Here is a 12,915-nt window from a genome sequence, read left to right as displayed (position 1 = left end):
CCCTCCCCGCACCGCACCCGCGCCGCCCCCCGCCCACCCGATCTCACATGTTGGGACACAACGTCTCGCATGGTGGTGCGCGCGCGTATCATGTGCGTGAAAACTCCAGGTAAAGGGAGGTAAGGCCGTGGCGACGCACGCAGCGGAAGAGGTGCCCGAAGGGGGAGGGGCGGCGGACGCCCCGCCCGTCAACGGGAAGGGGCGGGTGATCGTCGCCAGCCTCGTGGGGACGTCCATCGAGTTCTACGACTTCTACGTCTACGCCACCGCGGCCGTACTGGTCTTCCCGCACCTCTTCTTCCCCGAGGGCGACGCCACCGCGGCCACCCTGCAGTCCTTCGCGACCTTCGCCATCGCCTTCATCGCCCGCCCGTTCGGGTCGATGCTCTTCGGCCACTTCGGCGACCGCATCGGCCGCAAGGCCACCCTGGTCGCCTCCCTGCTCACCATGGGCGTCTCCACCGTGCTCATCGGGCTGCTGCCGGGCTACGCCCAGATCGGCGTGGCCGCCCCGCTCCTGCTGGCGCTCTGCCGGTTCGGCCAGGGCCTGGGCCTGGGCGGCGAATGGGGCGGCGCGGCCCTGCTCGCCACCGAGAACGCCCCGCGCCGCAAGCGCGCGCTCTACGGCACCTTCCCCCAGCTGGGCGCGCCGATCGGGTTCTTCCTGGCCAACGGCGTCTTCCTCGCCCTGACCTCCACCATGAGCGACGACGCCTTCCTCGCCTGGGGCTGGCGCGTCCCGTTCCTGCTGTCCGCGGTGATGATCGTCATCGGACTGTGGGTGCGGCTGAAGCTGCACGAGACCCCGGCCTTCACCAAGGCGCGGGAGAGCGGCCGGATCGCCCGGCTCCCGCTGGTCGAGGTCTTCAAGACCAGCACCGGCGCGATCGTCCTGGGCACGCTGATCATGGTCGCCACCTACGTGCTCTTCTACCTGACGACCGTGTTCTCCATGTCGTACGGCACCGCCCCCGAACCGGGCGGCCTGGGCTACTCCTACACCCCGTTCCTGCTGATGCTGCTGGTCGGCGTGGTCTTCTTCGGCCTGTTCACACCGGTCGCCGGGCTGATCGCGGACCGGTACGGGCGGCGCCCCGTGCTGATCGCGACCACCGCCGCGATCCTGCTGTTCGGCCTGGTGATGGGCCCGATGCTGGACAGCGGGTCCACCGCGCTGGTGCAGCTCTGCCTGATCCTGGGGCTGTCCCTGATGGGGCTGACCTTCGGCCCGATGGGGGCGCTGCTGCCGGAGCTGTTCCCGACCAACGTCCGGTACAGCGGCGCCTCGATCGCCTACAACCTGGGCGGCCTGGTCGGCGCCTCGCTGGCGCCGTACGCGGCCACCTGGCTGGCCGCCGAGTACGGCCTCTGGGCGGTCGGCGGCTACCTGATCGCCTCCGCCGCGGTCACCCTGGCCGCCCTCCTGCTGGCCCGGGAGACCCGGGACGACTCACTGGACGAGACCCCGGTCTCCGCCCGCTGACCCCGCCGCGCGCCGGGAGGGACGGATCCCGGCGCGCGGCCGGCGCGGCGGCGTCCCCGGCGCAGGGGCCCGGAGCGCCGCGCCTCCGCCGGCGCCCTGCCCCGTCCGCCCGTGCGGGCGGCGGCCGGCCGGATCCGGCGGGACCGCCGCCTCCGCCCCGCGCCTCCGGAGGGGCTCCGCCCGCCGCCCTGTCGCCCCTCCCCCGCACGCCTCATAACCTGGAGGCATGCGCTTCTTCCCTGTCGCCGTCGCCGCGCTGCTGGACCTGCTGAGCGTCGGGGCGTTCGTCGCCGTCGGCCGCGCCTCGCACGCCGAGGCCGCCTCGCTCACCGGGTTCCTCGGCACCGCCTGGCCCTTCGCCGTCGGACTGGCGGTCGGCTGGGCCGCCATGCGCGCCTGGCGGCACCCGATGCGGGTCGCCTGGACCGGCGTCGGCATCTGGCTCTGCACCGCCGCCCTCGGCCTGGCCCTGCGCGCCCTGCTCACCCCGGACGGCGCCCCGCTCTCCTTCGCCGTCGTCACCGCCGTCTTCCTCGGCGGCGCGATGATCGGCTGGCGCGAGCTCTCCCGCCCGTTCACCCTGGTCCGGGAGAAGGCCCGCGCCGCCGAGGAGAAGGAGTCCGGGGCCGCCTGAGCGCCCGCCTCCCCCATGCCGCCCTCCCCCGACCCCTGGCGCACCTTCCCCGCGGCCGAGCACGAGGTGCTCGTGGTGGTGCGCAGCGTCCCCGCCGCCGGCCGCCTGCTCGACGCGGTGCACGTGTTCGACGGCGACGACCGCGTCGAGCTCACCTTCGCGCTCAACCCCGGCTCGGTCTCCGAACCCGGGGTGGAGCCGATGCTGCGCGCCGCCGGCGTGCAGCGGATCATCGGCTTCGACCGGGCCGTCGCCGAGCGGGAGCGGTTCTCCCTGGCCCTGGCGGCCTCCCCCAAGGAGGGCCTGCACCGGCTGCGGCCGGCCGCGGGCGGGCCGCCGCTGCTGCTCATGCCGCACGGCGCCGGGCACAACCGGCTGGTCGGCGCCGTCCCCGGAGACCTGGAGACCGCCTCCGGGCTCGCCCCCGGCCAGCTGCTGCACGCCGGCCGGGCGCTGCCCGCCGCGCTCGCGCTCTCCCACACCGAGCAGGCCGACCGGCTGCCCGCCGCCCCGGCGCTGCGCGGGGTGCGCGCCGAGGCCGTCGGCGACATCTCCTTCGACCGGATGTCCGCGAACGAGGGGCGCCGGGACCGGTTCCGGGAGGCCCTGCGGATCCCGCCCGGCCACCGCCTGATCGCGGTCTCCTCCACCTGGAACCGGGACTCGCTGCTCGGGTCCGGCCGGGACGCCGTGCGCCGCCTGCTGGCCGCGCTGCCCGCCGATTCCTACCGGGTGGCCCTGATCGCGCACCCCAACGTCTGGTGCCGGCACGGCCCGCACGGGCTGCGCCGGCTGCTCAGCGACGAGCAGGACGCCGGGCTCGTCCTGGTCGACCCCTACCAGGGGTGGCGGGCCGCGCTCGTCGCCGCCGACGCCGTGGTCGGCGACCACGGCTCCACCACCTACTACGCGGCGGCGCTGGGCCGCCCGGTGCTGCTCGCCGCCTTCGGCGGGGACGAGCTGGACCCGGCCTCGCCGCTGCACGCCTTCGCCCGCCGGGTGCCGTTCCTCGGCCCGGGCGACGATCCCCGGCGCGCCGTGGAGGCCGCCCTGGACGCGCCTCCGCCCGACGCCCGCGACCTGCTGATCGCCCACCCCGGTTCGGCCGCCGAGCGGCTGCGGGGGCTCTGCTACTCGCTGCTGGGCGCGGCCCCGCCGGCCGGGCCGGCCGCCCTCCCGCCGCTGCCCGACCCCGAGCACCTGGCCGGTGAGGCCACCGCCTGGCGGGTGGCCGCGGCCGCCGTGGACGTGGACCGCGGCGCACCGGTCCTCCGCCCGGCCCTGCACCCGGCCGCGGTCTCCGCCGCCTCCCGCGGCCCGCTCCTGGTCAGCACCGAGGACACCGTCCCCGCCCGCCGGGACGCGGCCACCGCGCTGCTCCGCCCCCGCCCCGCCCCGGAGGCCGAGGCGGTCCGCTGGGCCCGGGAGGCCCTGGACCGGCACCCGCTGTGCTCGCTGGCCGCCGCCGTGCTCCCCGGCGGCGAGTACCTGCTCGCCCTCGCCGACGGCCCCTGGCTCCGCCTGCGCGCGGACGGCCCCGCCGCCCCGCCCGAGGTGGCCGCCGCGGCCACCGCCTGGCTCGACGAGGACCCCGCCCTCACCACCTGGCGGGAGAAGGGCGCGGTGCTCCTCCTCCCGCAGGGAGGAACGCGTTTGCAGCACCCCCCCCCCGCTTGATCTCAGGACATCCGGGAAACGGAACGGAGGACTCCGGCCCGGACCACCCCACCACGGCGGCCCGGCCGGAGCCCCCGCTCCCCGAGTGCTCACACGGCTGATTCCCGGACCGGGACACGGCGCCCCGATTCCCCCGCCCGACGCCGGCCGCCCCGCCGGAAGCCCGCCCCTCGGCCCTCCGCCGCCCTGCCCGGCCGAAGCAGGAAGCCTCCCGTCCCGGAACAGCGCGACCCGGCAGGCCCGGACCGCCCGCCCGTCGGCCGCCCCGGCGGGAACCTGATCTCCGCCCCTTCTCCCCCGGCCGGACGCCCCACCGGAACCGAGAGCCGCACAAGCACACGGACCCGGAACGCCCACTCGGCGCCGCCCCCGGCCGAAGCCCGCCCTTCGCCCCTCCGCCTCCTTGCCCGGCCGGGCAAGGAGGCACCCGTGCCGGGGCAGCGCACCGGGCGGGCCCAGATCGCCCCGGCGGAAATCCGCCCCGGACCTCCGTCCCCGGCCGGACGGTCCCGCCAGAGCCGGGAGCCTCCGGTATCGGGGCCGCGCAGGCGCACGGGCCCGGCGGCACGGCTCCTGTTCCGGTTCCGGCCGGTCTCCGACCAGCGGCCGGTGGCGGACGGCAGGCGGCCCGGCGGCCGGCTCAGATCCCCAGGGCCCTGCACAGCGCTTCGGCCCTGCCGTGCAGGTGGTGGTCGCGGTAGACGCGCAGCGCGCGGTCCGCGCACTCCCCGGCCTCGGCGCGGTCGCCCAGCGCGTGGGCCGCCTCGGCCCGCACGGCGAAGGCGTCGGCCCAGCGCACCGGGGCGTCGTCGGCGCCGAGCGACTCCAGGGCCTCCCCCGCCCGCGCGAACGCCCCCTCGGCGTCGCCGCCGGCCAGCAGCGCCCGGCCGAGCCGGGTCGCGTTCCGGACCCCGATGGAGCGCCAGTCGTTGCGCCGCCCCGCCGCCTCAGGGCTCTCCGCCCCCTCCAGCCGGCCGATCTCCCGGCGGACCGCCGACGCGACCCGCTCCGACTCGGCGGCGGCCGCCCCCGGGTCGCCGGCCGCCAGGTGGAGAGCGGCCAGCTGGTAGCCGTAGAGCGCCTCTCCCCGGACGTTCCCGAGCCCGCGCTGGATCTCCCGGGCGCGCTCGACGTCCCCGATGGCCTCGCCGACCCGCCCGGTCCGCTCGTTCAGCAGGCCGCGGGTCTCCAGCACCGGGGCCAGGACGCGGGGGTCGCCGGAGGCCTCGGCCGCGGCCGCCGCGGCGGCGATCGCCTCCCCGGCCTCGTCCGCCGCGCCGCCGTCCAGCAGTGCCCGCCCCCGGTAGTTGCCCATCCTCGCCGCGGCCGCGCGGTCGTCCGGACCGACCGCGTCCTCCAGCGCGCGCCGGTAGACCTCGGCCGCGAGGGAGTCGCGCCTCAGCTCGTGCAGGACCGGCCAGAGCGATTCGGCGAGGAGCAGCGCGTCGGCGCCGCGCTCCAGGTCGAGTGCGGTGCGCATCAGGCCGGGGACGGCCTCGGCCGCCCCGCCCGCCCACTCCCTCGCGGCCGCCGGGACGGGATCGAACGGGGCCCGGTAGCCGCCCGGGACCCGGTCGGCCGCCCCGTCCCCGTGCTCGGCGGTGACCCGGCTACGGGCCCCGGCCACCACCCGGTCGGCGTGCGCCAGCGCCGCGGCGTACCAGCTCAGCACCTGCCCCTTGAGCCGGCGGCGGTCGGCATCGGGCAGCGCCTGGACGCGGGCCCGCGCGTCGTGCCGGATCAGCGGCTCCCACCGGTGGCCGGTCCCGTCCCAGGCCAGCAGGGAGGAGTCGGTGAGCTCGGCGAGGGCGGCCCGGGCCTCCTCCGCCGAGCCGAGCAGGGCCGAGGCCAGCCCGGCCGGCACCCTGTTCCCGGGGCACTCGCCGAGCGCGGTGTAGAGTTCGGCGGCCCGGGCGGAGAGGCCGCGGCGGCCGAACGCGATGACCTCGGCGACGCGCGGCCCTTCCCCCTCCGCTTCGTCGAGGCGGTCCAGCTCTTCGGGGAGCCGGGGAGCGGTGTCCAGGCGGTGGAGCATCCCGGCGACGTCCAGCCCGGGGTCGCGGGCCAGGCGGGCGCCGGCGATGCGCAGCGCCAGCGGCAGGCCGCCGCACCGGGCGACCAGGGCCCGCGCGCCCTCCGGGTCCTCCCGGAGCAGGCGGTGCACCCGGCCGTCGCCGGAGTCGAAGCCGCGCAGCAGCCTCAGCGCGGGCTCCTCCGCCAGGGCCGGCAGCCGGATACAGGGGACCTGCCGCCGGACCAGACCCTTGATCGCGGTGCGCCCGGTGGCGATGAGCATGCTGCCCGGCCCGGTCTCGAACGGCCGGACCTCGTTGAGGCCGGTGACCCCCTCCAGGACCACGACGGTCCTGCGGTTCCCGGTGATCGCGTGGAAGGCCTCCCGCCGGGCGGCGAGCCCGTCGGGGACCGCCTCGGCCGGCATGTGCAGCCGGCGCAGGAAGTCCCCGAGCACGTCGGAGACGTGCACCAGCTCCTCGGCGGAGCCCGCCGCCGCCCGGACCCCGGCCAGGTCCGCGTAGAGGCCGGTCACCTCCCCGGCGCCCTCCTCCCGGGCCAGATCGCGCAGGAGCAGGGCGACCTCGGCGCCGAACGCCGTCTTCCCCACCCCGGCCGGCCCGAGCACGTGCAGCAGCGCCGGGCGCGGGCGGCTTCCGAGCGCCTTCTCCGAGTACAGGGCGGCCGCCCGGGCCCGCGCCCCGTCGTGGTTGACGAACTCCCCGTACGACTCCGCGTGGATGTCCCAGACCGGTTCGGGGCGGGGGAGGTCGGGGTAGTGGTGGTGCTCGTTGTACTCCCCGACCTGCATGACGTCCCTCGCCGAGCCGCTGAGCTCGTTGTGCGTCGATACGTTCGGCTTGTCGCGCTCGGCCACGGCGGTCCGGGCCTCCTCGTGTCGCGGGGGGCGGCTGGGGGTCGTCCGAATCCTACGCAGCGTGCCCGCCGGGGGTCGAAGACGGGCCCGGCCCTGGCCGTTTCCGGTCGTCCCGGGCGGGGCGGCGGCAGGGCGGCGGGGCCTGGGCCCTGCACGGGCGCCATAAGGTGAAACGTGTGAACGAGCAGTCCCAGGCCCTCGCCCCCTCCTCCCTCCCCGAGTCCGGCGGTGCCGGCGGGGAGGCCGCCCCGCCTTCCGGCGGCGGACCGGAGGAGGTGGGGGTCGGGCCGTGGCAGGGCCCCTGGCCCGAGGACGACCGGTACGACCCCGCCCTGCTCGCCGAGGGCGACCGGCGCAACGTCGAGGACCGGTACCGGTACTGGACGCACGAGGCCATCGTCGCCGACCTGGACACCCGCCGGCACCCCTTCCACATCGCGGTGGAGAACTGGGAGCACGACTTCAACATCGGGTCGGTGGTGCGCAGCGCCAACGCCTTCAACGCGCGCGCCGTGCACATCGTCGGCCGCCGCCGGTGGAACCGGCGCGGCGCCATGGTGACCGACCGGTACCAGCACGTCCACCACCACCCCGGCACCGGCGACCTGGTGGCCTGGGCGGCCGGGCGCGGCCTGCCGCTGGTGGGCGTGGACAACCTGCCCGGTTCGGTGCCGCTGGAGACCTACCCGCTGCCCCGCGACTGCGTGCTGGTCTTCGGCCAGGAGGGCCCCGGGCTGTCCGAGGAGGTCCGCGACGTGTGCGCCGCGGTGCTCTCCATCGCCCAGTTCGGCTCCACCCGCTCCATCAACGCCGGCGCCGCGGCCGCCGTCGCCATGCACGCCTGGGTCCGCGCGCACGTCTTCGACCAGCCCGTTCCCTGACCTCCGGCCCCGGCCGGGCATCCCGGGGAGCGCGACGCCGACGCGGCGGCGGGGCGCCGTCCGCAACCGGCCATCCCGGCGGGGGCGGCGGGGCCGCCCGGGAGCGGCCTCATAGTGTGGGAAGGGCCCTCCCCACCGCCCGCCCGACGACCGTGAGGCCGAACGATGAGCGAACGACCGGAGTTCACCGTCAGGAACGCGACCATGGAGGACGTGCCCGGCGTCGCCCGGGTGCTGAGCCGGGCGTTCTTCGACGACCCGCAGGCGGAGTGGCTCTTCCCCGACCAGGTGTCCCGGATGGCGAAGCTCGCGCGCTGGTGGGCGGCGCTCACCGGGTACGTGTTCGTCCCGCGCGGGCGGGTCCGGGTGGCGGTGGAGGACGGGCCCCGGCCGGTGGTGCGCGGCGCGGCGGTCTGGAAGGAGCCCGAGGAGCCGTCGCTGAGCCCCCGCGCGCTGCTGCGCACCCTGCCCAACACGGTCTCCCTGTTCGGCCTGCGCCGCCTGCCCGAGCTCGCCGCGTTCCAGCGCGAGCTCGGCGCCCTCGCCCCCGCGACCGGCCCGTACTGGCATCTGGAGGTGCTCGGCGTCGACCCGGTGGCCCAGGGCCGGGGGATCGGCGCCGCACTGCTCGGCGCCGGGCTGTCCCGCGCCGACGACGACCGGGTCCCGGTGCACCTGGAGACCAACCGCGAAGAGAACACGGCCTACTACGGGCGGTACGGCTTCGAGCGGACCGGAGAGCTGGACGCCGAGGGCCTGCCCCGGACCTGGGCGATGCTCCGGCCCGCGCCGTGAGCGGGGCCCCGGGGGGCGGGGGCGGCCGGCCGCGGGTCAGGGGGATCTCCTACCTCACCGACGACATGCCCCCGGAGGCCGCCGAGGCGGACCTGCGGACCATCCGCGAGGAGCTGCACTGCACCGCGGTGATGGTGGTCGGCTCCGATCCGGAGCGGCTGGAGCAGGTCTCCCGGGCCGCGCTGGAGGGCGGGCTGGAGGCGTGGGTCCGCCCGCGGTGCGCCGACCGGAGCCCCGCCGAGCTGCTGGCGCACCTGGCCGAGGTCGCCGAGCGCGCCGAGGGGCTGCGCCGCGCCCACCCGGGCCGGGTCGTCCTGCTGGTCGGGACGGAGTTCTCGCTGACCTCCCCCGGCCTGCTCCCCGGCGGGAGCGAGTTCGCCCGCATCCAGCTGATCCGCCGCCCCTGGCTGCGCCGCCGCTTCGACCGGCGGATGAACCGGCGGCTCGGCGCGCTGCTGGCCGCGGCGCTGGCCACCGCCCGCGGCTCCTTCGGCGGCCCGGTGACCTACGGCGCCGGCGGCTGGGAGCGGGTGGACTGGTCCGGCTTCGACATCGCGGGGGTGAACCTGTACCGGTTCGGCACCGACGCCGCGGACTACGCCCGCCGCCTGGACGCGCTGCTGCGCACGGCGGGCAGGCCGGTGGTCGTCACCGAGTTCGGCTGCGGCGCGCACGTCGGGGGCGACCTGCGCGGGGCGGGCTCGTTCTTCGCGGTGAACTGGTTCGCCGACCCGCCCCGGCTGCGCCGGGGCACCGTCCGAGACGAGCATGTGCAAGCCCGCTACCTGGGAGAGCTGCTCGACCTCTACCGGGACCGGGATGTGCACGGGGCCTTCGTGTTCACCTTCGCGATGCCCGGCTTCCCGCACTCCGCCACCGCCCCCCGCGACCTGGACGCGGCCGGGTTCGGGGTGGTGGCGGTCCCCGAGGACGACCCCTCGGCCCGGCGGCCCAAGGAGGCCTTCCGCGAGGTCGCCGCGCGCTACCGGGACGCCGCCCGGCAGGGGTGAGGCGTCCCTCGGGGGCCGCGGGAGCGCCGCCCCGGGGCCGGGAGCGGGAAAGGGCCGCCCCCCGGAGCGGGGAGCGGCCCTGCGGTGCCCGGTTCGGGTGCGGCCCTACTCGGCCTTGCTGCTGGCCAGAGAGCCCAGCAGGTCCCGGTTGAGCTGGGCGATGGTGTCCAGCGGGATGCCCTTCGGGCAGACCGCGGCGCACTCGCCGATGTTGGTGCAGCCGCCGAAGCCCTCTTCGTCGTGCTGGTTGACCATCTTGATCACCCGGGCCTCGCGCTCCGGCTGCCCCTGGGGCAGGCTGCCCAGGTGGGTCACCTTCGCGGCGGTGAACAGCATGCCCGAGGCGTTCGGGCAGGCCGCCACGCAGGCGCCGCAGCCGATGCAGGTGGCCGCGTCGAACGCGCGGTCCGCGTCGGCCTTGGGCACCGGGGCGGCGTGCGCGTCCGGCGCGGTGCCGGTGGGCGCGCTGATGTAGCCGCCGGCCTGGATGATGCGGTCGAACGAGCCCCGGTCCACCACGAGGTCCTTGACGACCGGGAAGGCCCCGGCGCGCCACGGCTCGAGGGTGATCTCGTCGCCGTCGCTGAAGCTGCGCATGTGCAGCTGGCAGGTGGTGGTGGTCTCCGGGCCGTGGGCGACGCCGTTGATCACCACGCCGCAGGCGCCGCAGATGCCCTCGCGGCAGTCGTGGTCGAAGGCGACCGGGTCCTCGCCCGCCAGGGTGAGCTTCTCGTTGAGGACGTCGAGCATCTCAAGGAAGGACATGTCAGGGCTGACGTCCTCGACCTTGTAGGTGACCATCCGACCCTCGTCGGCCTTGCCCTTCTGGCGCCAAACGCGCAGGGTGATGTTCACTTGTAGCTCCGCTGCTTCATCTCGACGTACTCGTACTCCAAGGACTCCTTGTGCAGCACCGGCGGCTTGCCTTCGCCGGTGAACTCCCAGGCCGCCACGTAGGCGAACTCGTCGTCGTGGCGGAGCGCCTCGCCGTCCTCGGTCTGGCTCTCGCTGCGGAAGTGGCCGCCGCAGGACTCCCGGCGGTGCAGGGCGTCGATGCACATGAGCTCGCCCAGCTCCAGGAAGTCGGCCACCCGGCCGGCCTTCTCCAGGGCCTGGTTGAGCTCGTCGTTGGAGCCGAGCACCTTGACGTTGCTCCAGAACTCCTTGCGGAGCTCGCGGATCCTGTCGATGGCCTTGCGCAGGCCCTCTTCGTTCCGCTCCATCCCGCAGTACTCCCACATGATGTGGCCGAGTTCCTTGTGGAAGGAGTCCACGGTGCGGTCGCCGTCGATGGAGAGCAGCTTGTCGATGCGGGAGCGCACCGACTCCGCGGCCTCCGCGGCGGCCGGGTGGCTCTCGTCGATCTTCTCGAACGGCCCGTCGGCGAGGTAGTCGTTGATGGTGTTGGGCAGGACGAAGTAGCCGTCGGCCAGGCCCTGCATCAGCGCGCTCGCGCCCAGGCGGTTGGCGCCGTGGTCGGAGAAGTTGGCCTCACCGGTGACGAACAGCCCCGGGATGGAGGACTGCAGGTCGTAGTCGACCCACAGGCCGCCCATGGTGTAGTGCACCGCGGGGTAGATGCGCATCGGGACCTCGTAGGGGTTCTCGCCGGTGATGCGCTGGTACATGTCGAACAGGTTGCCGTACTTGGCCTCGACCGCGGGCCGCCCCATCCGCTTGATGGCGTCGGCGAAGTCCAGGTAGACGCCGAGCCCGCCGGGGCCGACGCCGCGGCCCTCGTCGCAGACGTTCTTGGCGGCGCGGGACGCGATGTCGCGCGGGACCAGGTTGCCGAAGGACGGGTAGATGCGCTCCAGGTAGTAGTCGCGCTCGTCCTCGGGGATCTGCCGCGGATCGCGGTCGTCCCCGGTGCGCTTGGGCACCCAGATGCGGCCGTCGTTCCGCAGCGACTCGCTCATCAGGGTCAGCTTGGACTGGTAGTCGCCGCTGACCGGGATGCAGGTCGGGTGGATCTGGGTGTAGCAGGGGTTGCCGAAGTAGGCGCCCTTGCGGTGCGCCCGCCAGGAGGCGGTGACGTTGCAGCCCATGGCGTTGGTCGACAGGAAGAACACGTTGCCGTAGCCGCCGGTGGCGAGCACGACGGCGTCGGCCATGTGGGTCTCGATCTCGCCGGTGACCATGTCCCGGGCGATGATGCCCCGGGCGCGGCCGTCGACGAGGACGATCTCCAGCATCTCGTGCCGGGTGTTCATCTCCACGGTGCCGGCCGCGATCTGCCGCTCCAGCGCCTGGTAGGCGCCGATGAGCAGCTGCTGGCCGGTCTGGCCGCGGGCGTAGAAGGTCCGGGAGACCTGCACGCCGCCGAAGGAGCGATTGTCCAGCAGGCCGCCGTACTCGCGGGCGAACGGGACGCCCTGCGCGACGCACTGGTCGATGATCTCGACGCTGGTCTGGGCCAGGCGGTACACGTTGGACTCGCGGGAGCGGAAGTCGCCGCCCTTGACGGTGTCGTAGAACAGCCGGTAGATGCTGTCGCCGTCGTTGCGGTAGTTCTTCGCCGCGTTGATGCCGCCCTGGGCCGCGATGCTGTGCGCGCGGCGCGGGCTGTCCTGGTAGCAGAAGGACTTGACCTGGTAGCCGGCCTCGCCCATGGTCGCGGCGGCGGACGCGCCGGCCAGCCCGGTGCCGACGATGATGACCGACAGCTTGCGCCGGTTGGCCGGGTTCACCAGCTTCGCGGAGAACCGGCGCTTGTCCCAGCGCTCGTTGATCGGCCCGTCGGGCGCCTTGGTGTCGGCGATCGGCGCGCCCTCGGTGTAGAGCTCGGTCATTTATCCCACCAGCCCGAGGAGAACGGAGAACGGCGGCAGCAGGAAGCCCACCGTGATGACGGCCGCGATGGCGATCGCGATGGCGTTGATCGTCCGCCGGCGCCCCTCGCGGTTGAGGCCCAGCGTCGCGCACGCGCTCCAGATCCCGTGCCGCACGTGCATCCCGACCAGGACGACCGCGGCGACGTAGATCAGCGTCACGTACCAGTACTCCGGCTGGAAGCCGTTGACCAGCCGCTCGTAGGGGCTGTCGGACTTCCCCCCCGGCGCGATGGTGTTGGTGGTCAGGTGCAGGATGTGGAAGACCACGTAGAGCGCGATGATCACGCCGCCCCAGCGCATGGTGCGCGAGGCGTAGGTCTGCTGCACCGACTTGTGCTTGACGTAGCGCACCGGGCGCGCCTTGCGGGCCCGGGCGGTCAGCACGGCCGCCGAGTAGATGTGGATCAGGATCGCCGCGAGGAGCGCGACGCGCATGATCCACAGGAAGCCCTCGTGCGGGAGCATCGGCTCGCCGAGCTCGCGCAGGTGGTGCGAGTAGTTGTCGAACGTCTCCTGCCCGGCGAAGACGTTCAGGTTTCCGTACATGTGCGCTATCAGGAAGAGCACGAGGATCGCACCGGTGACCGCCATAGCGGATTTGAGGGCCACCGACGACCTGCGCGCCTCCGAGCGCTGCTTGGTCAGGGTACTGTTCGCCACGACCTGTCACCTTAAGACGGGATAAAGGATGTCGTCTAAGTCATCGCGCCG

The 12,915-nt window shown here is 75.0% G+C and carries 10 protein-coding genes; 6 read left to right on the top strand and 4 right to left on the bottom strand.

Annotation, left to right across the window (positions count from 1 at the left end):
- The first annotated feature begins 127 nt into the window (after positions 1–127).
- The 3 genes from J0910_RS07720 (at position 128) to J0910_RS07710 (ending at position 3,794) form a co-directional block, all read left to right on the top strand.
- On the top strand, positions 128–1,483 hold the full coding sequence (locus tag J0910_RS07720; RefSeq protein ID WP_420157834.1) for an MFS transporter: 1,356 nt from the start codon (positions 128–130) through the stop codon (positions 1,481–1,483).
- A gap of 226 nt (positions 1,484–1,709) precedes the next feature.
- Complete coding sequence (locus tag J0910_RS07715) at positions 1,710–2,117, top strand: DUF3054 domain-containing protein (protein ID WP_420157833.1); 408 nt, start codon at positions 1,710–1,712, stop codon at positions 2,115–2,117.
- Positions 2,118–2,132: 15 nt separating this feature from the next.
- Positions 2,133–3,794 (top strand): hypothetical protein, encoded by a 1,662-nt coding sequence (locus J0910_RS07710; RefSeq protein WP_420157832.1) that lies wholly within the window; start codon positions 2,133–2,135, stop codon positions 3,792–3,794.
- Positions 3,795–4,434: 640 nt separating this feature from the next.
- On the opposite strand, the gene J0910_RS07705 is transcribed toward J0910_RS07710, so the two are convergent.
- Positions 4,435–6,684 carry a hypothetical protein gene (locus tag J0910_RS07705; protein WP_420157831.1) on the bottom strand — a complete coding sequence of 750 codons (2,250 nt, stop codon included), beginning with the start codon at positions 6,682–6,684 and terminating at the stop codon, positions 4,435–4,437.
- 176 nt (positions 6,685–6,860) lie between these two features.
- Here J0910_RS07705 and J0910_RS07700 point away from each other — a divergent pair, with 176 nt between their 5' ends.
- The 3 genes from J0910_RS07700 (at position 6,861) to J0910_RS07690 (ending at position 9,370) form a co-directional block, all read left to right on the top strand.
- Entirely contained in the window at positions 6,861–7,565 is a 705-nt protein-coding gene (locus tag J0910_RS07700; RefSeq protein WP_420157830.1) for a TrmH family RNA methyltransferase, read from the top strand.
- A gap of 165 nt (positions 7,566–7,730) precedes the next feature.
- Positions 7,731–8,360 (top strand): GNAT family N-acetyltransferase, encoded by a 630-nt coding sequence (locus tag J0910_RS07695; RefSeq protein WP_420157829.1) that lies wholly within the window; start codon positions 7,731–7,733, stop codon positions 8,358–8,360.
- Positions 8,357–9,370: a hypothetical protein gene (locus tag J0910_RS07690; protein ID WP_420157828.1), complete on the top strand. Its 1,014-nt coding sequence runs from the start codon at positions 8,357–8,359 to the stop codon at positions 9,368–9,370. Before J0910_RS07695 ends, J0910_RS07690 begins: the two co-directional genes overlap by 4 nt.
- Positions 9,371–9,475: 105 nt before the next feature.
- On the opposite strand, the gene J0910_RS07685 is transcribed toward J0910_RS07690, so the two are convergent.
- The 3 genes from J0910_RS07685 to J0910_RS07675 are packed head-to-tail and all read right to left on the bottom strand — an operon-like array spanning position 9,476 to position 12,864.
- On the bottom strand, positions 9,476–10,225 hold the full coding sequence (locus J0910_RS07685) for a succinate dehydrogenase/fumarate reductase iron-sulfur subunit (RefSeq protein WP_420157827.1): 750 nt from the start codon (positions 10,223–10,225) through the stop codon (positions 9,476–9,478).
- A complete protein-coding gene (locus J0910_RS07680; protein ID WP_420157826.1) occupies positions 10,222–12,162 on the bottom strand; it encodes a fumarate reductase/succinate dehydrogenase flavoprotein subunit in 1,941 nt (646 codons plus the stop codon). The genes J0910_RS07685 and J0910_RS07680 overlap by 4 nt, the downstream gene beginning before the upstream one ends.
- Positions 12,163–12,864 (bottom strand): succinate dehydrogenase cytochrome b subunit, encoded by a 702-nt coding sequence (locus J0910_RS07675; RefSeq protein WP_420157825.1) that lies wholly within the window; start codon positions 12,862–12,864, stop codon positions 12,163–12,165.
- Positions 12,865–12,915: the final 51 nt, after the last annotated feature.

This window comes from Nocardiopsis oceanisediminis, from assembly GCF_048595525.1.
Lineage (GTDB): Bacteria > Actinomycetota > Actinomycetes > Streptosporangiales > Streptosporangiaceae > Nocardiopsis_A > Nocardiopsis_A oceanisediminis.
This window is presented reverse-complemented; position numbering and strand designations above follow the sequence as displayed.

Bases quoted from the DNA above. Each gene is read 5' to 3' on its own strand.
- J0910_RS07695 (WP_420157829.1), top strand. From the start codon at position 7,731: ATGAGCGAACGACCGGAGTTCACCGTCAGGAACGCGACCATGGAGGAC.
- J0910_RS07710 (WP_420157832.1), top strand. From the start codon at position 2,133: ATGCCGCCCTCCCCCGACCCCTGGCGCACCTTCCCCGCGGCCGAGCAC.
- J0910_RS07715 (WP_420157833.1), top strand. From the start codon at position 1,710: ATGCGCTTCTTCCCTGTCGCCGTCGCCGCGCTGCTGGACCTGCTGAGC.
- J0910_RS07680 (WP_420157826.1), bottom strand. From the start codon at position 12,162: ATGACCGAGCTCTACACCGAGGGCGCGCCGATCGCCGACACCAAGGCG.